This window comes from Pseudofrankia sp. DC12 (assembly GCF_000966285.1).
Classification (GTDB): domain Bacteria; phylum Actinomycetota; class Actinomycetes; order Frankiales; family Frankiaceae; genus Pseudofrankia.
On the sequence record NZ_KQ031391.1, the window covers coordinates 1,882,033 to 1,908,029 of the forward strand.

The window sequence follows — 25,997 nt, forward strand, 5'->3', positions numbered from 1 at the left end:
CAGCCCTGGCCGCGCGGGCGACATGGGCGGAAAGACCTGAAAAGCGTGACGACCGCTACCGGTCATCGGGATAGGCTGCCGCGTTCACCTCAGGCTGGCACCATCGCTGCATGGCCGAGCTGGTGGTGACGAGATCCGAGCAGCAGCCCCAACGCAAGCCGCGAAGCGCGCTCCTCGAGCCGTTGGAGGCGCCGCGGCCACCGCTTCCGTCCGATCTGCCGCCTGACCGGTTCATCAACCGCGAGACGTCCTGGCTGGACTTCAACGCCCGGGTGCTGGCCCTCGCCGAGGATGTCAGCACGCCGCTGCTGGAGCGGGCCAAGTTCCTCGCGATCTTCGCCAGCAACCTCGACGAGTTCTACATGGTCCGCGTCGCGGGCCTGATGCGCCGGGAGGCGACGGGGCTTGCGGTGCGGTCCGTCGACGGCCTGACCCCGCGGGCGCAGCTCGAACTGATCAGCCAGAAGACCGCCGAGCTCACCGACCGGGCGGCCCGGTGCTTCACCGACGAGGTGGTGCCGTCGCTGGAGCACGCCGGCATCAGCATCCGCTACTGGCACCAGCTCACCACCGGCCAGCAGCACCGGCTGCACCAGTACTTCCACGAGCAGATCTTCCCGGTCCTGACGCCGCTCGCGGTCGACCCGGCGCACCCGTTCCCGTACATCAGCGGCCTGTCGCTCAACCTCGCGGTGACCGTGCGCGACCCGGGAGACGACATCGAGCGGTTCGCCCGGGTCAAGGTCCCGCAGAACGTGCCGCGGCTGATCCGGGTCGACCTGCCCGGCGAGCATCCGATCGGCCAGGAGCCGGCCGGGGAGGGCGCCGAGGCGGACCGGCACGCGTGCTTCGTGCCGCTGGAGGAGGTGATCGCCGCCCATCTCTCCCAGCTGTTCCCCGGCATGGAGGTGGTCGACTCGCACCTGTTCCGGGTGACCCGCAACGCCGACCTGGAGGTCGAGGAGGACGAGGCCGAGGACCTGCTGCAGGCGCTGGAGCGGGAGCTCGCCCGTCGCCGGTTCGGCCCGGCCGTGCGACTGGAGGTGGACGCGGACATCGACGAGGGCCTGCTGCGGATGCTCAGCCGCGAGCTGGAGGTCTCCCCGCGCGACGTGCACCGGCTGCGCGGGCTGCTCGACCTCTCCGTGCTGTGGGCGCTGTTCGACCTGGACCGGCCGGAGTTCAAGTACCCGCCGCGCGTCCCGGTGACCCACCCGAGCCTGGTCACCGACTCCGGCGAGCCCGCGGACTTCTTCGCGGTGCTGCGCGAGCGGGACGTCCTCGTGCACCACCCCTACGACTCGTTCACCACGTCCGTGCAGCGCTTCATCGAGCAGGCCGCGGCCGATCCGCACGTGCTCGCGATCAAGCAGACGCTCTACCGCACGTCCGGCGACTCGCCGATCGTCGACGCGCTGATCGCGGCGGCCGAGGCCGGCAAGCAGGTCGTCGTGCTCGTCGAGATCAAGGCCAGATTCGACGAGAGCGCCAACATCCGCTGGGCGCGCGAGCTGGAGCGGGCCGGCTGCCATGTCGTCTACGGCCTGATCGGGCTGAAGACGCACACCAAGACCGCGCTGGTGGTGCGCCAGGACGACGACGGGCTGCGCCGCTACTGCCACGTCGGCACCGGGAACTACAACCCGAAGACCGCCCGGCTCTACGAGGACGTCGGCCTGCTGACCGCCGAGCCCAGCGTCGGCGCGGACCTCACCGACCTGTTCAACGTGCTCACCGGCTACAGCCGCCAGACCGTCTACCGGTCACTCCTGGTCGCCCCGCAGCACATGCGCGACGGCCTCATCGAGCGGATCGAGAAGGAGGCGGCGGCCGCGCGGTCCGGCGAGCTGGCCGGTATCCGGATCAAGGTGAACAGCCTGGTCGACGAGCAGATCATCGACGCGCTCTACCACGCGTCCAGGGACGGGGTGGCGATCCGCTGCCTGGTGCGGGGCATCTGCGCGCTGCGCCCCGGTGTCCCGAACCTGTCCGAGTCGGTGCTGGTCCGCTCGGTACTCGGCCGCTACCTGGAGCACAGCCGGGTGTTCGAGTTCTCGGCGCTGGACGAGGTGTGGATTGGCAGCGCCGACATGATGCACCGCAACCTGGACCGCCGAGTGGAGGCACTCGTCCGGGTCACCCAGGACGACAACCGGGCCGCTCTGCGCCGGCTGCTGGACCACGCCTTCTCGGCCGACGTGTCGGCCTGGGACCTGCAGCCCAGCGGCCGCTGGGAGCGGCGCATCACCGGCCCCGACGACACCCGCCTGTCGGACTACCAGGGCGACCTGTCCGCCTGGGCCCAGAACCGCGCCTAGCCGCGCTGACCTCTCAGATCGACTCCGCCGATCAGGCAGGGCACCGAGGCGAAGCCAGGGTCCCTACCTGCCAGCGGGGTCACTCTGGGAGGTCAGCGCGGGCACGCCAGCGCCGACCTCGACGGCTTCGGCAACCAAGCTGCGCAACCCAGCCAAGGACACGCGACCGGTCAACGCGACCAGCCACGATCCCCACCACTGTGCTCGCCTGGCGACCAGCCTCCAGACGAGCACCGAACCAGGTTGGGAGGGGGCTCAGCGCCCGAAGGCGAATCGGCCGCAGGCGCGCCAGCGCCGGTTCCGGCCGATTCGCCCTAGCCGTTCGAGGAGACGCTCGACTTGAACTCCGAGCCGGGGCGGAACTTCGGGACGACGGAGGCGGGGACGTGCACCGGCTCGCCCGTCGCCGGGTTGCGCCCGGTCCGCTCGGCGCGCTCGACGCGCTCGAAGACGCCGAAACCGGTGATCGTCACCTTCTCGCCGGCGGAGACGGCTTCCTGGATCGCGTGGAAGACCGCGTCCACGGCCTTGGTCGCGTTGGACCGTCCACCCTCGATCTGCTGGGCAATGCGGTCAACCAATTGGGACTTGTTCACAACAACCTCCGGGACACCCCCGCGACTGCGGGGGTGGAGCAGATCGGGCATCGCACTGCGCTGCACCGTAGGCATCTCTACTGCCGAGGGCAATTCCCGGAAGCGTGTCGCGTCACACAAACCCGCACGTCAGCGGGTTCGGGACAATCGGCAACCGGATCGCAGTCCTCCGGTGAGAGCACTCAGCCCACCACGATCGGCGCAATCATCTCGCCAATTTCAGGCTCGTTTCGGACGTTCTGTCACCGTTTGGTCGCCAAGCGATGTCACCGATACGGCCAGGTTCGCCACCGAGCGCGCAGCGCTAGGCAATGACGGCGGGGGCAATCGGACCACAGCCCCCGCCGTCTGTCGCGAAGAACATCCGGGCACCCGCCGGCCCACTCGAGCCAGCCGGTCCACCGCCCCCAACCATCGGGCGACTCGGCGGTCCGGACGAACGCCGCTTCCCGGGGAGTCCCGAGACGCGATCGGCCGGGGACCGCGGCCCGTAACGGGCCGCGGTTTCCGGCCGAAGCAGGCGTGCCTGCTGGCGGGCCGAACCTCGTCAGGCCGGCTGGGCCGTCGTCGGCAGGAGCGACGGGCGGCTGGCCTCGAAGGTGGTGATCAGGTCGGCGTGCCGCAGGGTGAGGCCGACGTCGTCGAGGCCCTCCATCAGGCGCCAGCGGGTGAAGTCGTCGAGCTCGAACGGCGCGACCAGGCCGGCGCCGCGCACCTCACGGGCACCCAGGTCGACGGTGATCTCGACCGCCGGGTCCGCCTCGACGGCGGCCAGCAGCGTCTCGACGTCCTCGACCGGCAGGACGACCGTCAGCAGGCCGTTGCCGAGGGAGTTGCCCCGGAAGATGTCGGCGAACTTCGGCGCGATGACGGCCCGGAAGCCATAGTCCTGCAGCGCCCAGACGGCGTGCTCCCGGGACGAGCCCGAGCCGAAGTTCGGGCCGGCCAGCAGGATCGTGGCACCGGCGTGGGCCGGGGCGTTCAGCACGAACGACGGGTCCCGGCGCCACTCGCTGAACAGCCCGGCGCCGAAGCCGGTCCGCTCGATCCGCTTGAGCCAGTCGCTGGGGATGATCTGGTCGGTGTCGACGTCGCTGCGCCGCAGCGGCACCGCCCGACCGGTGTGCGTGGTGAACGCCTCCATCGGGCGCTCTCCCTTCGGTTGAAGCTGGGTAGCGGTCGGGGCGCGGTCTCAGAGGTCCGCGGGCGCGGCGAGACGGCCGATGAGCGCGGTCGCGGCGGCGACCTGCGGGGAGACCAGGTGGGTACGGCCGCCCTGGCCCTGGCGCCCCTCGAAGTTGCGGTTCGACGTGGACGCGCTGCGCTCCCCCGGCTTGAGCGTGTCCGGGTTCATCCCGAGGCACATCGAGCAGCCGGCGCTGCGCCACTCGGCCCCGGCGGCCCGGAACACCTCGTCGAGGCCCTCGGCCTCGGCGTCCGCCTTGACCTGCATGGACCCGGGCACGACGAGCACCCGCACCCCGTCGGCCACGGACCGGCCGCGCAGGATGTCGGCCGCGGCCCGCAGGTCGGACAGCCGGCCGTTGGTGCAGGAGCCGATGAACACCGTGTCGACGGTGACGTCGCGCAGCGGGGTACCGGCCGTCAGGCCCATGTAGGCCAGCGCCCGTTCGGCGGCCGCGCGCTCGCCCGCGTCGGCGAACGACGCCGGGTCCGGCACGGCGGCCGACAGCGGGGAGCCCTGGCCCGGGTTGGTGCCCCAGGTGACGAACGGGCTCAGGCTCGCCGCGTCGATGACCACCTCGCGGTCGAAGACGGCGTCCTCGTCGGTCGCCAGCGTCCTCCAGTAGGCGACCGCCGCGTCCCAGTCTGTGTCTCGGCCGTGCCCCGCCGGCGCGTGCGGACGGCCCTTCAGGAACTCGAACGTGGTCTCGTCGGGCGCGATCATGCCGGCCCGGGCGCCCGCCTCGATGGACATGTTGCAGACCGTCATGCGGCCTTCCATCGACAGCGCCCGGACAGCCTCGCCCCGGTACTCCAGGATGTAGCCCTGGCCGCCGCCGGTGCCGATCTGGGCGATCACCGCGAGGATCAGGTCCTTGGCGGTGACGCCGTCAGGCAGCGCGCCGTCGACGGTGATCGCCATCGTCTTCGGCCGGGCCTGCGGCAGGGTCTGGGTGGCCAGAACGTGCTCGACCTGGCTGGTGCCGATGCCGAAGGCCAGTGCGCCGAAGGCACCGTGGGTGGCCGTGTGGCTGTCGCCGCAGACGACGGTCATGCCCGGCTGGGTCAGGCCCAGCTGCGGACCGACCACGTGCACGATGCCCTGGCCCGGGTCGTTCATCGGGTGCAGGCGGACGCCGAAGTCGGCGCAGTTCTTGCGCAGCGCCTCGACCTGAGCGCGCGAGACCGGGTCCGCGATCGGCAGCAGGGTGTCGGTGGTCGGGACGTTGTGGTCCTCGGTCGCGATCGTCAGGTCCGGCCGGCGTACCGACCGGCCGGCCAGCCGCAGCGCCTCGAACGCCTGCGGCGAGGTGACCTCGTGCACCAGGTGCAGGTCGATGTAGAGCAGATCCGGCTCGCCGTCGGCACGGCGCACTACATGCGCGTCCCACACCTTCTCCGCGAGTGTGCGCCCCTGGCCTTTCAGGGTCATCGCGCCACTCCTCCCTGTGGTAGTTCTCCGGTCGTGTGACCCGCCACCCTCAGCCCGCCGAGCGCGCCGTGGGCCGCACCCTGGAAGGGCGGCTCGCGGCCATGCACCCGGTCGTGGACGTCGTGCGTCTCAACAGAGACGCATCTCAAGCCGCATCGCAGGACACATCTCAGGAGCTGAGATGGCAGTATCAACGTATGGAACAGCGTAACCCCTCGCCCGGCCTGGACGCCGCCGGGGCGAGCAGCGGTGTCGGCGTGCTGGACAAGGCGGCACTCGTGCTCGCGGCCGTCGAGGAGGGCCCGGTTTCCCTGGGCGAGCTGGTCGCCCGCACCCGGCTCTCCCGGGCGACGGCGCACCGGCTGGCCGTGGCCCTGGAGACGCACCGGCTGGTCGCCCGCGACAGCGCCGGGCGGTTCGTCGCCGGGCCCCGGCTCGCCGCCGGCTCGGCGGTCGCCGCGCTGTGGCCGCTGCCCTGGCGGCTGCTGCAGGCCGCGCCCGAGGTGCTCGCCGAGCTACGGGACAGCACCGGGGAGAGCACGCAGCTCTACGTCCGCCGGGGCGCCCAGCGCGTCTGCGTCGCGGCCTCCGAGCACGACAGCGGCCTACGGGACACGGTGCCGGTCGGCGCGATCCTGCCGATGACGGCCGGCTCGGGCGCCCAGGTCCTGCTCGCGTTCGCGGCTCCCGACGAGACCGCGCCCGGCGGTCGAGCCGGCGCCGGGATGCCCGGGCAGTCCGGCGTGCGCCCTCCCGCCGAGCGGGCCTTTGACGAGGATGTTCTGGCGCAGGTGAGGGCCAGAGGATGGGCGCAGAGCGCCGGCGAGCGGGAGGCGGGCCTCGCCTCGGTGTCGGCGCCGGTACGCGACGCGGCCGGCTGCGTGGTCGCCGCGCTGTCGATGTCTGGCCCCGACGGACGGCTCACCCGCTCCCCCGGCGAGCTTTTCGGCGTCACCGTCGCCACGGCCGCCGACCGGCTGTCGGCCATTGCCGGATACGCCGCGACGAACAACCCTCGCGCTACGGAAAGGGTCACCGGCGGCACATCTGCAACACCTGGGACTACCCCCGACGGACTATCGGCGGACGCGAAAGCGTAGCCTTTATGTGTCGGTCTTGGCGATACCCGGTAGTCCCGATACGGGTCGCAGAGGCGGTCGCCGGGCGGTAGGGGGCACCCGTAGGCCGCGGTGGACCGCACGGGCCACTGTTCGGGGGGTCGGGCTGGTGGCCCGGGAATGATCGTGACAGGGCTGGCCGCGCACCCCGCCGCGGTGTCGCCGTCGTGGCCATTACCCGCCTCCCCCGGGGTGGCGTGAAGAGGGGGAGTCGGTTCAGTGCGCACACTCGGCTCGCGGTATGTCCTGCACGAGTTGCTCGGGCAGGGCACCACTGGCGAAGTGTGGCGGGCCACCCGCCGCGACGACAACTCTGACGTAGCGGTCAAGATGCTGCGCCCGGAGTTCGCCGACGACCGTGTCGTCGTCGACAGGTTCTTGCGTGAGTGGCAGATCCTCTACGACATCAACAGCCCGGAGCTGGTCCGCGTCCTCGACCTGGTCAACGAGCGCGACGTGCTCGCGATCGTGATGGAGCTCGTCGACGGCACCGACCTGCGCGAGTACCTGCGGCAGTCCGCGCCGCTGCCCGTCGAGCAGGCCGTACAGATCATCACCCATGTCCTGTGGGCGCTCGACACCGTGCACGGCGCGGGCGTCGTACACCGTGACGTCAAGCCGGAGAACGTCCTGCTTGACGAGCGCAGCGGCAACGGGCCCGCCGTCCGGCTGACCGACTTCGGCATCGCCCGGATGGTGGACACCCTCTCGCGTGGCCGGGCCCAGCCCACCGGGCCGATCGGCACGCCGCTCTACATGGCGCCCGAGCTCGGCACCGGTGGCCAGCCGACCCCGTCGGTGGACATCTACTCGGCCGGCATCGTCCTGTACGAGATGCTCGCCGGCGCGCCGCCGTTCGACGAGGCGAGCCCCACCGACATGCTGCGCGCTCACCTCGAGCAGGTGCCGATGCCCATCAAGGGCGTGCCCCGGCCCGTGTGGGACGTGCTGTCCTCGATGCTGGAGAAGACGCCCGCCCGCCGCCCGCCGAGCGCGGCCGAGGCGGCGCGCGCCCTGGAGAGCGCGCTGGCCCGGTCCGGTGACCTGCGCCAGCGCGAACCGCGCGACGAGGACACCTGGGAGCGCGCCAGCGCCAAGCCGCGGGCGAAGGACGGCGCCCCGACCGACGACACCGCCGTGGGAACCCGCGCCGGTGCCCAGCCCCTGGCCGGCGTCGGTGCCATCAGCACGACGAAGGCGGCCAACGCCGGCCCCGGCGGTGGTGGCTACGGCCCCGGCGGCGGCTACGGGCCGGGCGGCTATGACGACTGGGACGACGACGCCGCGACCGGCATGGTTCCCATCGCCGACCAGAGCGGTCCGCAGGGTGGTCACTGGGACGACGGCGCCGCCACCCGGCTCGGCCCGGCGGCCGGCGGCCCGAGTGGGCCTCGCGGCGGCTGGGACGACGACGCGACCCGGCTCGGCCCGACGGCCGGTGGCCCCCGCGGCTGGGAGGACGAGGACGACTACGACGACCCCCCGACCGACGGCGGGCCCGTCCGGGTCCCGAGCCGGGCCGGCGCGGTCCGGTCGAACCGCAACACGATCATCTCGGCGATCCCGGCCAACAAGCAGCCGGCGCCGGCCGCCGGCGGCCGGCCGCCCGCCCGCGACAACCGGCAGCGGCTGCGGATCGCCGCCGGCGCCGGCCTCGTCGTGGCCCTCATCGCCGCGGCCGGTGGCTGGGCTCTGGCCTCCTCCGGCAGCAACTCGCCGTCGTCCTCGGGCATCAACACCGCCCTGACCAACGGCTCCCGGGGTGTCACCACGAACCCCACGCCGTACATCGACGGCTCCGGCAACCTCGTCGACCCGACGGCGACCGCCGCGTACACGACGCTCATCGGCGGCAAGATGGTCACCGTCAAGCCCGGGCCGACCCAGACCACGGGCCAGAGCCCTTCCGACGGGAGCAGCACGGGCAACGCGCCGCCCGCCACGACGACGCCGGCCACGCCGTCCACCGCGACCGTTCCCAACGTCGTCGGTGAGGACCAGAACGCCGCGAACGAGGCCTTCGCCGACGCGGGGTTCACCAGCACGCCGTCATGGACCGCGAAGTGCGCGGACCCGAGCGTCTCGGTCGGCCAGGTGCTGAGCCAGAGCCCGGCGGCCGGCACCAAGGCGGACAAGGCGAGCGCGATCTCCGGCACGACCGCGGGCGAGTGCCCGACGGTGCCGAACGTGGTCGGCATGAACCCGCCCGCCGCAAAGTCGGCCTTGGAGGGCAAGGGCTTCCAGGTCTACCTCGGCGGCCCGTGGGACTGCAGCGCCACCGGCTACAACGCCGTCACCTCGCAGAGCCCGACCGGCGGCCGGCAGCTCAAGGGCAGCTTCGTCACCATCGACTACACCTGCGCCAGTCCGCCCCCGGAGTCCCCGACGGCGCCCAGCAGCTAACCGCCCCGGAAGGCCGGGGCACGACCGAACGCCCGTCCCGGGCTCCCGGGACGGGCGTTCGGCGTTCAGGCACCAACCGTGACAGGAAGCCTCAGGAGGAGGATCTCGTGCGCGGCTGGTTCGCGATCACGACGGGAGCTCTGGTCTGAGCGAACGGCGCCCGGCTGCGCAGGCGCCTCCATGGACCGGACCGGACCGCTCCGAACACCGAGGCCGTGGCCACGTCGCATGCCTTCCTCGTCGCCACAGGCGTCCGGCTGTCGGGCGACGCCCTGGTCGGCCTGTGCCCGCCCCAGCACCTTCACCTCATCTCGCCGGACGAGCTCGTCAAGGCGCTGGCCGAGCGCGGTCTGTGCACCGTGAAGGTGGAGTTCGGCCGACGCACCTCTTCGGCGACACGACCAGCGCGATCTACTACCTGACCCAGAAGCTGCAGCCGAAGCCTGCTCTGCCCTGGCTGCCGTACGAGGCCACCGCCTGGCGGCGGGCCCGGCGGGTCGGTGCGCTGGCCGCGACGGGGCCGCTGTTCCCGCTCGCCGTCCTCGCGGACGCGATGGTGCTCCCCTACCTCCGCACCGGCCGGCGGGCGAACGTCTACCGCGTCGTGGCCCGCAAGGAGGACGAGCCCAGCCTGCCTGGCGCCGGTACCGAGGGATAACAGGGCCGAGGGACAGCGCGGCCGCGGCTTGGCGAGGCGCCCAGCGCCGACGGTCAGGGCCGGTGTCAGCCGGAGCGGTCGAGCGGGAGGCCGTCGGCCGGCCAGGCGGAGGCGCGGCCATGCGGGCCGCCCAGGCCGGCTCCCCCGAGGCCAGAGCCCCCGAGGCCGGTCAGGTCGGCCTGGTCGGCGTTGGGGTAGCCGCGGCCGGGCTGGTCCCAGCGAGGCCGGCGGACGGCCAGCGGCGGGCTGCTCGGGGCGGGGATGAAGGGCTCCCGCTCGACCAGGCCCTCGGCCCGCAGCCGCGGCAGGTCGGGCAGCCGCGGCAGCATGGTCGGGTCGGCGGTCGGCAGCGGCAGCTCGGCCGCCCACATGTCGACCTCGACGTTGATCTCGCCGCCATCCGACGTCATCCGCAGCCGGCCACCGTGCACCTCGACCAGCCGGCGCACCACATAGAGGCCCATCCCGGCCCCGTCGGTGGGCCTGGTCGCCGAGCCGTCCCGCTGGGTGAACGGCTCGAACAGCCGGGCGATCGTCTCCTTGTCGAGGTCCGGCCCCGGGTTGCGCACCCGCAGCACCACCTCGTCGCCGACCCGGCCGGCGATCAGCCGCACCGGCGCGCCCGGCCAGGAGTGCACCAGCGCGTTGTCGACCAGGTTCGCGACGACCTGGTGCAGCGCCTCCCGCGACATCCGGACCGGCAGATGGTCCGGCAGGTCGACGGACACGGCGTTGACGAGGGCGGCGTTGCGCAGGCTCCCGAGGGCCTCGTAGACCACCTCGGGCAGGTCGGAGACCGTCGTGTCGTCGATGCCGGTGGCCGTCGCCGCCGTGAGCATGTTCTCCAGCAGCCGGGACAGCCGCTCCGACGAGCCGAGCGCCAGGTCGAGCATGTCGTCCACCTGGGCATCGGACATCCGGTGGCGGCGGCGGCGCAGCGTCAGCAGGTTGCCCCGGATGCCGGCGAGCGGGGTGCGGAACTCGTGCGAGACGGTGGCGACCAGGTCGGTGCGGATCCGGTCGGTCTCCTCCAGCCGCGCCATGAGGCTCTGCTGGCCCTCATAGAGCTGGTGGCGGTAGCGCTCGGTTCTGCTGCGCTCCTGCTGGTTGTACCGCCAGAAGACCACCTGGGCGCCGGCAAGGGCCACGATGAAGGCGGCGTGCATCGCGGCCAGCATCAGCGCGCTGTGCCGGGCGTAGTCGGTCAGCGCCCCCGGGCTGACCAGGTAGCGCATCGCCAGGTTCGCGACGAACACGAACCCGATCGCCAGCGCGTAGACCGACCAGTCCTCGTACAGGGCGATCAGCGCGACGACGACGAAGAAGTGGAAGTACATCGGGCCGAGGCCGTCCGACAGGTGGACGAACACGACCGAGCAGCACAGCAGCCCGAGGCTCGCCGCCAGCGCCCGCACCCGTCGCAGGCCGGGCAGCGCCGCGGTGCCGAACAGCAGGATCGACGGGCTCGCGGCCACGACGCCGTGCATGGTGTCGAAGTGGTGCAGCTGGGCGTAGCCGACGATGACCGGCAGGTGCAGCGCCAGGATCCACTTCAGCAGCCGGTGGCGTGCGTTCCAGTCCTCGAGGGTGAGCCGGTGCCCGTGCGGGACGAGGCCGGAGATCCAGCCACTCGCCCGGCCGGCCCGGCTCCCGCCGACGACCTGGCTCGTCGGGTCCGGCGGACGCCGGTCGGTGGCGGACCGCCGGGGGTGCCCGGTGACGTGCCGGGTCCGCGCGGCGCGCGCGCGTTCATGACGGCGACGCGCCCGCTCTCCGAAGGGGGGACCGGCGGCGGACATCCGCGCAAGTTTCTACCGGGACCACCCGAACCCGCCATGGTTGTCAAGGGTGGTGTCGGATGACGCCAGTGCCCACCTTTGACTAGCCACAGAGGACCAGTACGGAACGGGCTGGACGGAGGATGGCGCCGAAACGCGACCACCGAGACAGTGTGGTCCGCGGCGGCACCCAAGGGAAGCCTCGCTCGCACCGGTCCGGCAGGCGCATCTGAGTCAGCCGGGCGACGTCCGGGCCACCAGCCCGGCCCGAGCCGGTGGGATAGGTCCAGCCGCACCACGAGCTCCGCACCGCCAAGGTCGTTGCCCCACGAGGAGGACACTGTGCCCCAAGTCGCTCTGACCCTCGCGTCGGTCCCGGCACGGCTGTCGTCCCACCCCGCTCCCGCGATCGCCCCGTGCCCGGCCGTCGAGGCCGCGCCCGTGCCGGTCGCGCTGCCGGCCCTGGCCGAGTCCCCGGTGGTGGTGGCCCGTGGGCACCTGCGCCTGGTGACCTTCGCCACGGCCGCCATCGAGGTTGACGAGATCCACGGCCACGGCGGCCCGGCCTCGTGCCACTGCCGCGCCTGCGCCATGGCCCGTCACCCCGCGTCGCTCCCCCGCCTCTCCGTCGTTCGCTAGTCGCCTCTCCTGTGGGGACGCCAGCCGCGGCGTCCCCACAGCCGCGCCGGGGCGCGAAATCAGCGTCGGATGACACAAAAAAGCACCCTCCGAAGAGGGTGCTAATGATTGTGCGTAGCCCCGACCGGATTCGAACCGGCGCTACCGCCTTGAGAGGGCGGCGTCCTAGGCCGCTAGACGACGGGGCCAGGAACTTCCAAAATCTTGAATTGTCCTACCGCTATCCCAGCGACCTCCGGCCAGTCACCCAACCCGACGCGCTTCGTACCATACACGACATCCACGATCGGCGGCCAGCCAGCAGGAAGACCTGGCCGCCACAACCGCAATCCCGTACAGCCATCCAGGTCGCGCGAAGCGCGACACCGGGGTCCGGGGGTCGCCCCCCCGGGCAGAAATCAAAACCCCCGGGAAGCCGGCCGAAGGCCAGCGAACAGGCAGCTCGCTGGGGTACCAGGACTCGAACCTAGACTAACGGAACCAGAATCCGTTGGGCTGCCAATTACCCCATACCCCATCGACGCCCTCTCGGGCGTTGCCCACTGTACAGCATCCCGAGGGGCAGGTACCCGCCCGGGATGCTGTCATCACAGGGTTACGCCGTCAGCGCGGCGAGAACGCGGCCACCGGCCCGAGCCTGCGTCCGGAATCAGCGGGCCGTGACCGGGTTCGTCAGCGTGCCGACGCCGTCGACGGTCACGGCGACGGTCTGGCCCGGGCGCATCGGGCCGACGCCGGCCGGGGTGCCGGTGAGCAGCACGTCGCCGGGCAGCAGGGTCATCGCCGACGACATGTAGGCGATGAGCTTCGGGATGCCGTGGATGAGATGCGCCGTGGTCGAGCTCTGGCGGACCTCACCGTCGAGCGTGGTGCGCAGAGCGACGCCACCCGCGTCAAGGTCGGTCTCGATCCACGGCCCGAGCGGGCAGTGGCTGTCGTGGCCCTTGGCCCGGGTCCACTGGCCGTCGCTGGCCTGCTGCTCGCGCATCGTGACGTCGTTCGCGCAGGTGAAGCCCAGGACGACCGACATGGCGCGCTCTTCGGGGACATCCCGGCACAGGCGGCCGATGACGATGGCCAGCTCGCCCTCGTAGTCCATCCGGCTGGTCGGGTCAGGGTGGACGATCGGGTCGCCAGGGCCGACGACCGAGGTGGACGGCTTGAGGAAGAGGATCGGCCGCTCCGGCGGGGCGTCGCCGCCCATCTCCCGGACGTGGCCGGCGTAGTTCTTCCCCACGGCCAGCACCTTGCTGGGCAGCACCGGCGCCAGCAGCCGCACCTCGCCGAGCGGCCGGCGGGCCCCGGTGAACTGGAAGGGGCCGAACGGGTGCGGAGTCAGGGCGGCGACCGTTGCCTCGCCGCGTTCGACCGAGCCCTCGACGACCCCGAAGGCCGGCTCCGAACCGTCTGTAAACCTCGCGATACGCACGCAGCGACCGTATGGCAAGGGGCCGGAACGGGCGCGGAGCGCCCGCCGGCCCCTTGCCTGTCGGGCGCCTGGAGCGCCCTCCCAACGTGCGCGCTCAGTGTGAGCAGGTCGTGCGCCGGGCCGCTGCCGCACCCGCGGTCGGGTAGCAGAGAATCTGGAACAGTTCCGACGGCGCGTGACGACAGGGTCAAGGTCGAGGCAGACGGCCCAGAGGGACGCGACCGGCGGACGGGGGCCGATCGCAGGATCTAGGAGCAGAAGGAGCGGCATGACCGAGGCCGTCTACGACGTGGGCGCACCGGAGCCCAAGCCGATCGACGAGGAGCTGAGCGTCAAGCTCGGTCACCTGGCGGAGGACGCGATCCTGCGCGGCAAGCCGAACGGTGACGAACGGTGCGACAACTGCCTGTACTACCTCGACACCGACAAGGACATCAACTACTGCTGGCACCCGAAGCTGCGGGTTCTGGTCGGCGGCGACTGGTGGTGCCAGTGGTGGGAGGAGATCCCGGCGGACTGAGCCAGTCCGCCGGGGCTCTCGGGCGCCTGGCTGGGGCCGCCGCCTCCGGCGGCCCCAGCCCCCTTGAGAGCACCGCCGCGTCAGCGGGGGCTCCTCGTCCGCTGTCCGGCCGAGCTCCACGGCTGCCAGCCCGCCTTCTCGGGCTCCGGCCGGGTCGCGCCGGCCGGCCGGGAACCCGCGTCGCGATCCCGGCCAGGCCGCTGGGGCGAGGCGAACCACGGGTGGCGCAGGTCGTGGTAGGTCGGCTCGCCGGTGAGCGCGCGCAGGTCGAAGAGGATCTCCTCGATCTCCGGCAGCTGCTCGCCGTGCTCGCCGGCGCGGGCCAGCTCCTCGGAGCTGAAGTAGAATGCCCGCACGAACCGGCCGTCCGGCCCGGTCGCGGCGAGACCGCCGACGATGTCCGGGCGGCCGTCCGGCAGGTAACGCAGCAGCTCCTTCTCCAGCGCGTGCAGCCGCCCGGCGTCGGCGGCCCGGCCCTGGATGATCTGCACGAAGCCGGCGTCGGCGGTGCCGCCGTCGAGCATCACGGCGACGTCGAGGAACTCCGACCTGACCACCGGGCCGAGGAAGAGCCGTTCGGTGTGCCCCCACCACTCCCGCTGGTCACTGCGCGCGGCCAGCCGGGCCAGGGCCTCGACGGAGCTGAACTGGCTCAGGCAGATGAACCGGTCGTCCTCCGTGATGCCGGCGGTCGAGCCGAGCCAGCCGGGCACGTCCACCCCGATCTGCTCGGCCCACTTCTCGTGCTGGGCCCGCATCGCGGTCCGGTCTGGCACCCTGCCCTGGATCACCTGCACGAACATCACGGCCTCCCCGCTATCACGGACGGACGGACCGTAACCCCCCTGGCTCCGGCGTTCGAACCGATCTACGCCGCCGGGATCAGGTCGCGTCCGGGTCGGGCACCTCGTTCTGGCGGCGCAGGCCGTAGGTCACGGCGTCCTGCAGTGCCTGCCAGGAGGCGGCGATGATGTTCTCGTCGACGCCGATGGTGTCCCAGCGGGTCTGGCCGTCGCTGGTCTCGACGAGTACCCGGGTGACGGCGCCGGAGCCCTCCCGGCCGTCCAGGATGCGCACCTTGAAGTCGGTCAGGTCGACCGCCTTCAGACCCGGGTATGCCTTCGCCAGCGCCTCGCGCAGCGCCTTGTCGAGCGCGTTGACCGGTCCGTTGCCCTCGGCGGTGGAGACGTGCCGCTCACCACGGGTCTCGAGCTTCACGGTGGCCTCGCTGACGACCTCGCCGTCGGCGCGCTGCTCGACGATCACCCGCCAGCTGTCCAGCGTGAAGTAGCGCTCCGGCCCGTAGACCTCGTCGCGCAGCAGCAGCTCGAAGCTCGCCTCGGCCGCCTCGTAGGCGAAGCCGGTGGCCTCCCGCTCCTTCACCAGCTCGACGATGCGGCCGAGGGCCTCCTTCTCGTCGGACAGGTCGAGGCCCAGCTCGCGGCCCTTGAGCTCGATGGTGGCCCGGCCGGCGAGCTCCGAGACCAGCATCCGCATGTCGTTGCCGACCTGGGCCGGGTCGATGTGCTGGTACATGTCAGGGTCGATCTTGACGGCGCTGGCGTGCAGGCCGCCCTTGTGGGCGAAGGCGCTGGCACCGACGTACGGCCGGTGCGTGTCCGGCGTCGAGTTGGTCAGCTCGTCGATGGCGTGCGAGACCCGGACCAGCTCGCGCAGCCGCCCGGGCGGCAGCACCGGGGTGGCGAGCTTCGTCTCCAGGCCGGCGACGACGGTGAACAGGTTCGCGTTGCCGCAGCGCTCGCCGTAGCCGTTGGCCGCGCCCTGGACGTGCGTGACGCCGGCCTGGACCGCGACCAGGCTGTTGGCCACCGCGCAGCCGGAGTCGTCGTGGCAGTGGATGCCCAGGCGTGCACCAGATGCGTCGAGCACGGCCAGCACGGTGTCACCGATCTGGGTGGGCAGCATCCCGCCGTTGGTGTCGCACAGGACGACCACCTCAGCCCCGGCCTCGGCCGCGGTCCGCACGACCTCCAGGCCGTACGCCTCGTCGACGCGGTAGCCGTCGAAGAAGTGCTCGGCGTCGACGAAGACCCGCTTGCCCTCGGCACGCAGGTGCTCCACGGTGTCCCGGATCATCGCCAGGTTCTCGGCGAGCGTGGTGCGCAGCGCCCGTTCGACGTGCCGGCGGTCGGACTTCGCGACCAGGCAGACGACGGGCGTGCCCGCGTCGCGCAGCGCGGCGACCTGCGGGTCGTCGGCGGCGGCCCTGCTGGCCCGGCGGGTCGAGCCGAACGCGGCGAGCTTGGCACCGCGCAGGTTCAGCTCGGTCTGGGCGCGCCGGAAGAACTCGGCGTCCTTCGGATTGGAGCCGGGCCAGCCACCCTCGATGAAACCGACGCCGAGGTCGTCGAGATGGCGGGCGACCGCGAGCTTGTCGGCTACGGAAAGCGACAGGCCCTCCTGCTGCGTGCCATCCCGCAAAGTCGTGTCGTAGATGTGCAGGGACTCGGGATCGTATGGCCGCACAGCTCAAGCCTCTCAACGTCGCGCGTACCGCTCGGCACGTCGGGCCGCACCGGGAGCAGGGCGTCACCGAAGCAGCGGACCGCCGACGGCGGGACAGGACCTGCGCCGCGGCCCGCGGTCACTCCCCTGGGGCACGGGTCTGGCGGCACACACTCGCGCCGCGGCGAACAGCCGGCGGCCATTCATGCTGACCCGCGACTACCACCGTACGGCGCTGGGCCGACGCGCGGCCGGAGCCTGATTCCGGGGGTCGTCACGCGTCCGGCCGAACGGGGTTGCGTGGCCGGAACGCGCGACGAGGACGGGTTCACCGCCGGCCCTCGACTTTACTTCGTAACACGGTTGACACGCCGGGCCCTGTGTCCGAGGTCGCCCCGGCTTCCGAGCAGCCGGACGAGCGTGGCGACCCGCGGCGCCGGCCTAGTCGCCGGCGAAGCGGCGGAGCCGGTCGAGCTGCAGGATGGTGATCGTCTGGCCCTCGGAAAGGATCCAGCTACGGCGTTCGAACTCCCGCAGGGCCTGATTCACCGACTGCCGGGAACCGCCGAGCAACGACGCGATCTCGGTCTGGGTGAGGCCTAGCTCTATCACCGGCCGGCTGGCCTCGCGGGCCCGCATGAGCAGCAGCTTGGCCACACGGCGGGGTAGGTCGAGGAAGACCAGATCGGCGTTCGCGCCCGTGAGCCGGCGCACGTGCGCGACAAGCGCGCGGATCAGCTGCTCGGCGACAGCCGGCCGTTCCTTCACCAGCTCCCAGACGGCGGTCCGGTCGAGCACGAGCGCCGTGCTCGGTTCGAGCGCCTCGACGCTCGCCGACCTCGTCCCCGGCTCGACGATGTTCAGCTCGCCGATCGTTTCTCGTGGTCCGTGAATGTTCAGCACATGGTCGCGGCCGTCATCGGCCTTGGTGAGCACCTTCAGCCGGCCCTGGGCCACCACAAGCAGGGTGTCCGCGGGCTCCCCCTCGGTGAAGACGACCTGGCCGCGCCGGTAACGACGCGTTACGGCGCGGGCGGCGAGCCGCCGCAGGTCCTCCTCGTCTAGTTCCTTGAGCAGCGTGGTCGCCCGGAGCAGCGCCACCGCCTCGTCGTCGTCGAGCATGGTCGAGACGTTAGCGGCTTTCGCCGGGTCGTTGCCGCTTACATCACGCAGAACACGAGGAATCGGGTGTCTGGCACCTCTGACGCCGAATCCGCCAGCGTGTCCCCTGCCAGCCATCCACCCGGGCCGGCAGGAGCAAACCGCACCTGACGTCGTCAAGCACTCACGCGCTGCTGGTTCCAGCAACGAACCACGTCGCGCATCGACAGCACACCGGCCACAGTGCCACCCTCCGTGACGACAAGGTGCCGGAATCCGCCGCGCAGCATGGCATCGGCAGCGGTGTCCAACGACCACTCCGGGTCGGCGAAGACGAGGTCCCGGGTGAGGTGGTCGGCGGCGATCTCGACATCGGGGTCCTTGCCCGCGGCCAAGGCCAGCAGGAGGTCTCGCTCGGTCAGGATGCCGTAGCCCGCGCCGTCGGTGTCCAGCACCACCGCGGCGCCGCAGCCACGCCCGGCCATCAGCCGGGCCGCCTGGCGAAGGGTGTGACCCGGGCCGATGATCAGGACCAGCGCGCTCATTCCGTCCGAAACCCGCATGACAGCCTCCCGTCGGGATGTGGAGGGCCGGCCGGGTGACCAGGGTCAGCAGTCGGCTGGTCCTCCCTCTGCGATCCGTCAGCGCGGACCGATGAGGGCCTCTGGCGCTTGTGCGCTTGTGAAAACCCCTACCTGAGGCAAGGTAAACCTCGATCCGCGATCTGGCGAGACCCTCATGCTCCCCCGGCGCGCCGAGACCCCCGAACGCGAAAGCGCCCCCAACCCGAAGGCCGAGGGCGCGTTCACAAGAACCGCGACCGTATGGTGCCCCGCAAGCGGCGACTGGTCCCGGCGCGGCGACCTACGCCGCCAACCCACCCCAGAAACCGACCTCGAACCAGCCAGACCCACGACCTCCACGCCCACCGGCGACAGACGCAGGAGGGCGCTCCAGCGCCCGACAGTCGACGAGGAAGGGAGGCGCGAAGCGCCGATTCTTACTCGTCGACGTACTCGTTCCAGGTCTTGTAGCGGTCGAGGTGGCCGGTGGTGGCCTGGTGGAAGATCTCGGCGATCTCCTTGGTGACCGGGCCGGGCCGGCCGGTGCCGACGGCGCGGTCGTCGACCTCGGCGATCGGCACGATCTCGGCCGCGGTGCCGGTGAAGAACGCCTCGTCGGCCAGGTAGATGTCGGTGCGCACGATGTGCTTCTCGACGACGTCGTAGCCCTGGTCGGCGGCGATCTGCATGACCGAGGCCCGAGTGATGCCGCCGAGCGCGCCGTCGGTCAGCGGCGGGGTGATGAGCGTGCGGCCGGCGACGATGAAGACGTTCTCACCGGACCCGTCGGCGATGTGGCCGGTCGGGCTGGTCAGGATCGCCTCGTCGTAGCCACCCTTGATCGCGGCGACCTTGGCCAGCGACGAGTTCAGGTACTGGCCCGTGGCCTTCGCGGCTGGCGGGGTGATGTTGACGTCGTTGCGCCGCCAGCTGGAGATGATGACGCGGCAGCCCTTCTCCAGCGCCTCCTCGCCCAGGTAGGCGCCCCACGGCCACACCGCGATCATCGACTCGACCTTGGATGGCAGCGGGTTGAGGCCCATCTCGCCGTAGCCGAGGTAGATCAGCGGACGCAGGTAGCAGGACTGGATGCCGTTCGCCACGACCGTGTCCTTGGCCGCCTGGACGAACTGCGCCTCGGTGAAGTCCGGCTCCATCATGTAGATCTTGGCGCTGCGGTACAGCCGGGCGATGTGGTCGGAGAGCCGGAAGACGGCGCTGCCGCGCGGCGTCTCGTACGCGCGGATGCCCTCGAACACCCCCCAGCCATAGTGCAGGGTCGGGGTGAGGACGTGGATCTTGGCGTCGTCCCAGTTGACGAACTCGCCGTTCATCCAGATCTTCGAGGTCGGGGTGATGGCCACTGGTACTCCTCCGTAGGGCGACCACTGAACAGGCAAAGTCGAGCGCCAGCTCGACACGGGGGCTGCCGGGGTGCCTTGCCCCCAGGAGCCGCGTTGGCGACCCCCGGGGAGACGGCCCCTCGGGCAGACATCCGACGGCTTCGCCACGAGCTGCCCGGAGGGCTGCGTACGCGGCGGACCCCGCCAGAAGTGACGTAACTGCCGAACTTCGCCGTGGTCGGGCCCTGTCGGCTGCCGTCATACCGGATCTACGGCTCTATCGAGGATAGCCGGTTGGCGGCGAGACGAGGTGACGCCACGAATATCGGACATCCGTCGATTGGGACGGCTCGGGCTGCCGTCCCGCCGGCCCAGGGCGGAAAGCGCTGGGCCGACGGGACGGGACTGTCAGGTCGGTCTCAGCCCAGGTCGGTCTCAGCCGGCCTCGGCCTCGGGACCGAGATCAGTTGGCGACGGCGCGCTGGGCCAGGTCCTCGCCGACCTCGCGGGTCGACAGCGGCTGACCGGCCGACGCGGCGCGAGCGGCCAGCGAACCGGCGACCGCCTTCTCGACCTTGGCCGCCTCGGCGGACAGGCCGAGGTGGTCGAGCAGCATCGCCACCGACGCGACGGTCGCGGTCGGGTCGGCCACGCCCTTGCCGGCGATGTCGGGAGCGCTTCCGTGCACAGGCTCGAACATGCTCGGGTGCGCGCCGGACGGGTCGAGGTTGCCGGAGGCGGCCAGGCCGATGCCACCGGTGACCGCGGCGCCGATGTCGGTGATGATGTCGCCGAACAGGTTGTCGGTGACGACCACGTCGAACCGGCCCGGGTCGGTGATGAAGAACATGCTGGCCGCGTCGGCGTGCTGGTACTCGACGGTGATCTCCGGGAACTCGGCCGCGACCTCGGTCACGGTCCGCGACCACAGGTCGCCGGCCTTCGTCAGCACGTTGTTCTTGTGCACGAGGGTGAGCTTGCGCCGCGGGCGGCGCTGCGCCCGGGCGAACGCGTCCCGGACGACCCGCTCGACGCCGAACCGGGTGTTGATGCTCTCCTCGGTCGCGATCTCGTGCGGGGTGCCCTTGCGCAGCACGCCGCCGGCACCGGCGTACGGGCCCTCGGTGCCCTCCCGGACCACGATCATGTCGATGGTCGGGTCGCCGGCCAGCGGCGAGGTCACGCCCGGGTAGAGCTTCACCGGGCGCAGGTTGACGTGGTGGTCGAGCTCGAACCGCAGCCGCAGCAGCAGGCCCCGCTCCAGCACGCCGCTGGGGACGTTCGGGTCGCCGACGGCGCCGAGCAGGATCGCGTCGTGCCCGCGCAGCTCGTCGAGGACGGAGTCGGGCAGCGTCTCACCGGTCTCGTGCCAGCGCCGCGCGCCCAGGTCGTACTCGGTGGTCTCCACCTTGTCGTGCACGGCACGCAGGACCCGCAGGCCCTCCGCGACCACTTCCGGGCCGATCCCGTCGCCACCGATAACCGCAAGCTTCATAGCAGCCGACTTTACCGGCGCCGTCCGGACACCCGGCCGGACGGCGCGGCGGCCCCGCGGTGTGGCCGCTGTGACCGGCCGAATCCGGTCGCAGCGGCCACAGCCGCTGGGCTGCGCGGTCAGCCGGCGGTGACCGGCTTGGTGCGGGCTCGGGCCGCGCGGTTGACGGCGCTCACGACGGCCCGCAGGGAGGCGGTGACGATGTTCGGGTCGATGCCGACGCCCCAGAAGACCCTGGTGCCCTCGGCGTCCTCGACCGCGACCTCGAGGTAGGCGGCGGCCCGGGCGTCCGCGCCGGCGCCGATCGCGTGCTCGTTGTAGTCGTGGACCTTGACGCTCACGCCACGGGTGGACAGGGCGTCGACGAACGCGTCGATCGGCCCGTTGCCCTTGCCGGTGAGCACCTCGGCGGCGCCGTCACGGCGGACCGAGACGGCCACCTCGTCCTGGGCGCCGCTGCCCGCCGTCGCCGCGAACTGCACCACCTCGAGCGGCGCGGGGCCGGCGGTCTCGTCCAGGAAGTACTCACGGCGGAACATGTCCCAGAGCGCGGAGGCCGTGACCTCGCCGCCCTCGCCGTCGGTGTGCCGCTGGACGACGGCGGAGAACTCGATCTGCAGCCGGCGCGGCAGGTCCAGGCCGTGCTCGGACTTCAGCAGGTAGGCCACGCCGCCCTTGCCGGACTGGCTGTTCACCCGGATGACGGCCTCGTAGGTGCGGCCGACGTCCATCGGGTCGATCGGCAGGTACGGGACCTCCCAGACCCGCTGGCCGGTCCGCTCCATCGCCTCGAAGCCCTTCTTGATGGCGTCCTGGTGGGAGCCGGAGAAGGCCGTGTAGACCAGGTCGCCGCCGTAGGGGTGGCGCGGGTGCACGGGCAGCTGGTTGCAGTACTCGGTCGTCCGGCGGATCTCGTCGATGTCGGAGAAGTCGATCTGCGGGTCGATGCCCTGGGAGAACAGGTTCATCCCCAGGGTGACCAGGCAGACGTTGCCGGTCCGCTCGCCGTTGCCGAACAGGCAGCCCTCGATCCGGTCCGCGCCGGCCATGACACCCAGCTCGGCCGCGGCGACCGCGCAGCCGCGGTCGTTGTGCGGGTGCAGCGAGAGGATGACCGCGTCGCGGCGGGTCAGGTTGCGCCCGACCCACTCGATCTGGTCGGCGTAGATGTTCGGGGTGGCCATCTCGACGGTCGCCGGCAGGTTCAGCACGACCGGGCGGTCCGCCGTCGGCTCCCAGACGTCCATCACCGCCTCGCAGACCTCGACGGCGTACTCCAGCTCGGTGCCGGTGAACGACTCGGGGCTGTACTGCCAGCGCAGGTCGGTGCGGGCGTCCAGCAGCTTCTCGGCGTACTGCACGGTCCAGCGGGCGCCCTGGACGGCGATCTCGGTGATGCCGGCCCGGTCGGAGTTGAACACGACCCGCCGCTGCAGCGTGGAGGTGGAGTTGTACAGGTGCAGCAGCGCCTTGCGGGAGCCGACCAGGGACTGCACGGTCCGCTCGATCAGCTCCTCGCGGGCCTGGGTCAGCACCTGGACGGTGACGTCGTCCGGGATCCGCTCCTCCTCGATCAGCTGGCGGATGAAGTCGAAGTCGGTCTGGCTCGCGGCCGGGAACCCGACCTCGATCTCCTTGTAGCCCATCCCGACCAGCAGCTCGAACATCTTCAGCTTGCGCTCGGGGGTCATCGGGTCGACCAGGGCCTGGTTGCCGTCACGCAGGTCGACGCTGCACCACAGCGGGGCCTTCGTGATCTGGGCGTTCGGCCAGGTGCGGTCCGGCAGCGCGACCGGCGTGAACGGCCGGTACTTGTCGATGGGCATGCCAGAGGGAACCTGCGGGTTGTTGATCACTGCATCTGCTTCCTTATCGAGGCCCTCAGCCCTGAGGTGCCTGTGACATCCGGATCCCGTACGGCCGCGACGGGCGAGGTACGGGCCAGACGTGCTGACGCGCCAAGAACTCCGCGACGGGGAAGCCAGCCGGATGAGTCAGGCCCCGCCGCGGCGGATAAGGAGCAGGCCGCCAAGCCGTAGCTGCGTCAGCCCGAGGCGAGCAAGCTCAGGCTTGCTGGCGGGCGCGCGGACCGGAAGCGAGGCACTCATGGCGTCTACACAGTAACCCAGCCGCGGCCATGACCGCTCCGTCGCGTACCCAACAGTTGCCCCCTTGTCGTCCGCCGGCCGTCCTGACGCCGGGTCCGGGCTGGGCGCTTGACGCGGAGGGCGGTCGTCAGCCAAGGTAGGTGCGTGCGTCTGAACATTCTTGTACGCGGAGAGCGTGCGTAGTCACCGGGGCAAGTCCCGGAGCCGACTCGTACGCAGCCCCTCAGTGCCCTTGGCACGAGGGGTTTTTTAGTGCCCTGGGCACGCCCGCCCCCCTTCACGGCCCGTCAAGGAAGACGACCAGATGACTAGAGAGATCACCGGAGCCCAGTCGCTCGTCCATTCCCTGGAAGCGGTCGGTGCCGACGTCGTGTTCGGCATCCCGGGTGGCGCGATCCTGCCCGCCTACGACCCGCTGTACGACTCGACGCGGGTCCGGCACATCCTGGTCCGCCACGAGCAGGGCGCCGGGCACGCCGCCGAGGGCTACGCGCAGGCGACCGGCAAAGTCGGTGTCTGCATGGCGACCTCCGGCCCCGGGGCGACCAACCTGGTCACACCGATCGCCGACGCCTACATGGACTCGGTGCCGATCGTCGCGATCACCGGCCAGGTGGCCCGGCCGGCGATCGGGACGGACGCCTTCCAGGAGGCGGACATCTGCGGCATCACGATGCCGATCACCAAGCACAACTTCCTGGTCCAGTCGGCGGAGGACATCCCGCGCACGATCGCCGAGGCGTTCCACCTGGCCGCCACCGGCCGGCCCGGGCCGGTGCTCGTCGACCTGCCCAAGGACGTGCTGCAGTCGCTGACGTCGGTGCTGCCGCACGAGGTGTGGCCGCCGGCGCTCGACCTGCCCGGCTACCGCCCGGTGACGCGGCCGCACGCCAAGCAGGTCCGCGAGGCGGCCAAGATGATCAGTGCCTCCCGCCGGCCGGTGCTCTACGTCGGCGGCGGCGTGCTGAAGTCGCGGGCCAGCGCCGAGCTGCGCATCCTCGCCGAGCTGACCGGCATCCCGGTCGTCACCACGCTGATGGCCCGGGGCGCGTTCCCCGACTCCCACCCGCTGCACCTGGGCATGCCCGGCATGCACGGCTCGATGGCCGCCGTGACGGCCCTACAGAAGTCCGACCTGCTGATCGCGCTGGGCACCCGGTTCGACGACCGGGTCACCGGGAAGCTGTCGTCGTTCGCGCCGACCGCGCAGATCATCCACGCGGACATCGACCCGGCCGAGATCGGCAAGAACCGGGCCGCCGACGTGCCGATCGTGGGCGACTGCCGGGAGGTCATCGCCGACCTGATCGGCGCACTGCAGGCCGAGCCGAAGCCGGATGTCGAGGGCTGGTGGGACCAGCTGAACCGGTGGCGCACCACCTACCCGCTCGGCTTCACCGAGCCGGCCGACGGCTCGCTCGCCCCGCAGCACGTGATCGAGCGGATCGGGAGGATCGCCGGCCCGGACGCGATCTACACGGCGGGCGTCGGCCAGCACCAGATGTGGGCCGCGCAGTTCATCTCCTATGAGCAGCCGTACACGTTCCTGAACTCCGGCGGCGCCGGGACGATGGGCTACGCGGTGCCGGCCGCGATGGGCGCGAAGGTCGGGCGCCCGGAGGCGGCCGTGTGGGCGATCGACGGCGACGGCTGCTTCCAGATGACCAACCAGGAGCTCGCCACCTGCGCGCTGGAGGGCATCCCGATCAAGGTCGCGGTCATCAACAACGGCGCGCTCGGCATGGTCCGCCAGTGGCAGACGCTGTTCTACGACGAGCGCTACTCCAACACCGACCTGGGCACCCACCCGGCCAGCTCCCGCACCGGCGTCAAGCGGGTCCCCGACTTCGTCCGGCTCGCCGAGGCGCTCGGCTGCGTCGGCCTGCGCTGCGAGACGGCGGGGGACGTCGACAGCACGATCGAGAAGGCGATGGCCATCGACGACGCGCCGGTCGTCATCGACTTCGTCGTGCACCCGGACGCGATGGTCTGGCCGATGGTCGCCGCCGGTTCCAGCAACGACGACATCAAGGTCGCCCGCGACATGGCGCCCGATTTTGACTACACCGGCGACGCAGAGGTGAACCTGTGAAGGTGTTTTCTGGTTCGCTCCGTCCGGGCGCGCTGCGGCCCGGCCACTTCGCTGCGCTCGTGGACGGGCCTCCGCGGAGGCGCGCCTCCGCGCCGCCTGGCCGGGCTGCACGATTCGCCGTGAGCAGACTCGCCAGTCCAATTGAGCATCGCGAAGTCTTTGGAAAGGCGATGACGCCGTGACCAGGCACACACTGTCCGTTCTGGTGGAGAACAAGCCGGGGGTGCTGGCCCGGGTCGCCAGCCTGTTCTCCCGGCGCGGCTTCAACATCGAGTCGCTCGCCGTCGGGCCGACGGAGCACAGCGACATCTCGCGGATGACCATCGTGGTCGCGGTCGACGAGCTGCCGCTGGAGCAGGTCACCAAGCAGCTGAACAAACTGGTGAACGTGCTCAAGATCGTCGAGATGGACGTGGACGTCTCGGTGCAGCGCGAGCTGGTGCTGATCAAGGTTCGCGCCGACGCGACGGTCCGCTCGCAGGTCCTGGAGCTCGTCGGGCTGTTCCGCGCGAAGGTCGTCGACGTGGCGAGCGACGCCGTCACCGTCGAGGCCACCGGAACGCATGACAAGCTGGACGCGCTGGTCCGGGTCCTGGAGCCGTTCGGGATCAAGGAGCTCGTCCAGTCCGGCATGGTCGCGCTCGGCCGGGGCTCGCGCTCCATCACCGACCGAAGCCTGCGGGCCCTCGAGCGCACGGCGTAGCCAAGCCCTGGCTAACGGTAAGATCGCGCGCTGACGCCGGGGGCCTTCAG

At 71.5% G+C, this 25,997-nt stretch carries 19 protein-coding genes, 2 tRNA genes and 1 pseudogene; 8 read left to right on the forward strand and 14 right to left on the reverse strand.

Annotated elements, in window-relative coordinates:
* The first annotated feature begins 110 nt into the window (after window positions 1-110).
* Complete coding sequence (locus FRADC12_RS07605; protein ID WP_045876119.1) at window positions 111-2,318, forward strand: RNA degradosome polyphosphate kinase; 2,208 nt, start codon at window positions 111-113, stop codon at window positions 2,316-2,318.
* A gap of 314 nt (window positions 2,319-2,632) precedes the next feature.
* Here FRADC12_RS07605 and FRADC12_RS07610 read toward each other — a convergent pair whose 3' ends face one another.
* From FRADC12_RS07610 to leuC, 3 genes are all read right to left on the reverse strand, one after another.
* Window positions 2,633-2,914 carry an HU family DNA-binding protein gene (locus tag FRADC12_RS07610; RefSeq protein WP_013422232.1) on the reverse strand — a complete coding sequence of 94 codons (282 nt, stop codon included), beginning with the start codon at window positions 2,912-2,914 and terminating at the stop codon, window positions 2,633-2,635.
* Between the two features lie 547 nt (window positions 2,915-3,461).
* Window positions 3,462-4,058, reverse strand: coding sequence for a 3-isopropylmalate dehydratase small subunit (gene leuD, locus FRADC12_RS07615; protein ID WP_045876120.1), 597 nt, complete (start codon window positions 4,056-4,058; stop codon window positions 3,462-3,464).
* Between the two features lie 48 nt (window positions 4,059-4,106).
* A complete protein-coding gene (leuC, locus tag FRADC12_RS07620) occupies window positions 4,107-5,531 on the reverse strand; it encodes a 3-isopropylmalate dehydratase large subunit (protein WP_045876121.1) in 1,425 nt (474 codons plus the stop codon).
* Window positions 5,532-5,728: 197 nt separating this feature from the next.
* Between leuC and FRADC12_RS07625 the strand changes: the two genes are divergently transcribed.
* The 3 genes from FRADC12_RS07625 (at window position 5,729) to FRADC12_RS07635 (ending at window position 9,710) form a co-directional block, all read left to right on the forward strand.
* Window positions 5,729-6,631, forward strand: coding sequence for an IclR family transcriptional regulator (locus FRADC12_RS07625; protein ID WP_045876122.1), 903 nt, complete (start codon window positions 5,729-5,731; stop codon window positions 6,629-6,631).
* A gap of 237 nt (window positions 6,632-6,868) precedes the next feature.
* On the forward strand, window positions 6,869-9,052 hold the full coding sequence (locus FRADC12_RS07630) for a serine/threonine-protein kinase (protein WP_045876123.1): 2,184 nt from the start codon (window positions 6,869-6,871) through the stop codon (window positions 9,050-9,052).
* A gap of 352 nt (window positions 9,053-9,404) precedes the next feature.
* On the forward strand, window positions 9,405-9,710 hold the full coding sequence (locus FRADC12_RS07635; protein ID WP_045876124.1) for a hypothetical protein: 306 nt from the start codon (window positions 9,405-9,407) through the stop codon (window positions 9,708-9,710).
* Window positions 9,711-9,775: 65 nt separating this feature from the next.
* On the opposite strand, the gene FRADC12_RS07640 is transcribed toward FRADC12_RS07635, so the two are convergent.
* Window positions 9,776-11,509 carry a sensor histidine kinase gene (locus FRADC12_RS07640; protein WP_045876125.1) on the reverse strand — a complete coding sequence of 578 codons (1,734 nt, stop codon included), beginning with the start codon at window positions 11,507-11,509 and terminating at the stop codon, window positions 9,776-9,778.
* Between the two features lie 321 nt (window positions 11,510-11,830).
* On the opposite strand from FRADC12_RS07640, the gene FRADC12_RS07645 reads away from it, so the two are divergent.
* Window positions 11,831-12,127 carry a hypothetical protein gene (locus FRADC12_RS07645; RefSeq protein ID WP_045876126.1) on the forward strand — a complete coding sequence of 99 codons (297 nt, stop codon included), beginning with the start codon at window positions 11,831-11,833 and terminating at the stop codon, window positions 12,125-12,127.
* A 115-nt stretch (window positions 12,128-12,242) separates the two neighbouring features.
* Here the strand turns inward: FRADC12_RS07645 and FRADC12_RS07650 are convergent.
* From FRADC12_RS07650 to FRADC12_RS07660, 3 genes are all read right to left on the reverse strand, one after another.
* A tRNA-Glu gene (locus FRADC12_RS07650) sits at window positions 12,243-12,315 on the reverse strand.
* 257 nt (window positions 12,316-12,572) lie between these two features.
* A tRNA-Gln gene (locus FRADC12_RS07655) sits at window positions 12,573-12,644 on the reverse strand.
* 132 nt (window positions 12,645-12,776) lie between these two features.
* Window positions 12,777-13,556, reverse strand: a complete 780-nt coding sequence (locus tag FRADC12_RS07660) for a fumarylacetoacetate hydrolase family protein (RefSeq protein ID WP_045876127.1) — start codon at window positions 13,554-13,556, stop codon at window positions 12,777-12,779.
* Between the two features lie 268 nt (window positions 13,557-13,824).
* Between FRADC12_RS07660 and FRADC12_RS07665 the strand changes: the two genes are divergently transcribed.
* Window positions 13,825-14,076, forward strand: a complete 252-nt coding sequence (locus tag FRADC12_RS07665; RefSeq protein WP_045876128.1) for a hypothetical protein — start codon at window positions 13,825-13,827, stop codon at window positions 14,074-14,076.
* A gap of 80 nt (window positions 14,077-14,156) precedes the next feature.
* Here FRADC12_RS07665 and FRADC12_RS07670 read toward each other — a convergent pair whose 3' ends face one another.
* The 7 genes from FRADC12_RS07670 to leuA all read right to left on the reverse strand — a co-directional run bounded on the left by FRADC12_RS07670 (window position 14,157) and on the right by leuA (window position 22,870).
* Window positions 14,157-14,879 (reverse strand): hypothetical protein, encoded by a 723-nt coding sequence (locus FRADC12_RS07670; protein WP_045876129.1) that lies wholly within the window; start codon window positions 14,877-14,879, stop codon window positions 14,157-14,159.
* Between the two features lie 79 nt (window positions 14,880-14,958).
* Window positions 14,959-16,563: a citramalate synthase gene (cimA, locus tag FRADC12_RS07675; RefSeq protein ID WP_045876130.1), complete on the reverse strand. Its 1,605-nt coding sequence runs from the start codon at window positions 16,561-16,563 to the stop codon at window positions 14,959-14,961.
* A gap of 420 nt (window positions 16,564-16,983) precedes the next feature.
* Complete coding sequence (locus FRADC12_RS07680) at window positions 16,984-17,664, reverse strand: Crp/Fnr family transcriptional regulator (RefSeq protein ID WP_013422220.1); 681 nt, start codon at window positions 17,662-17,664, stop codon at window positions 16,984-16,986.
* Between the two features lie 155 nt (window positions 17,665-17,819).
* Complete coding sequence (locus tag FRADC12_RS07685) at window positions 17,820-18,206, reverse strand: CBS domain-containing protein (RefSeq protein WP_045876131.1); 387 nt, start codon at window positions 18,204-18,206, stop codon at window positions 17,820-17,822.
* Window positions 18,207-18,643: 437 nt separating this feature from the next.
* On the reverse strand, window positions 18,644-19,570 hold the full coding sequence (locus FRADC12_RS07690; protein WP_045876132.1) for a branched-chain amino acid transaminase: 927 nt from the start codon (window positions 19,568-19,570) through the stop codon (window positions 18,644-18,646).
* 442 nt (window positions 19,571-20,012) lie between these two features.
* A complete protein-coding gene (locus FRADC12_RS07695) occupies window positions 20,013-21,044 on the reverse strand; it encodes a 3-isopropylmalate dehydrogenase (protein ID WP_045876133.1) in 1,032 nt (343 codons plus the stop codon).
* 119 nt (window positions 21,045-21,163) lie between these two features.
* Entirely contained in the window at window positions 21,164-22,870 is a 1,707-nt protein-coding gene (leuA, locus tag FRADC12_RS07700; RefSeq protein WP_045876134.1) for a 2-isopropylmalate synthase, read from the reverse strand.
* Between the two features lie 580 nt (window positions 22,871-23,450).
* Between leuA and FRADC12_RS07705 the strand changes: the two are divergent.
* Both FRADC12_RS07705 and ilvN read left to right on the forward strand, forming a co-directional pair.
* Window positions 23,451-25,244, forward strand: a pseudogene (locus tag FRADC12_RS07705) (acetolactate synthase large subunit); the annotation flags it as partial.
* Between the two features lie 178 nt (window positions 25,245-25,422).
* The gene (gene ilvN, locus FRADC12_RS07710; protein WP_045876136.1) at window positions 25,423-25,947 is read left to right on the forward strand and encodes an acetolactate synthase small subunit; all 525 of its coding nucleotides are present in this window, start codon (window positions 25,423-25,425) and stop codon (window positions 25,945-25,947) included.
* Window positions 25,948-25,997: the final 50 nt, after the last annotated feature.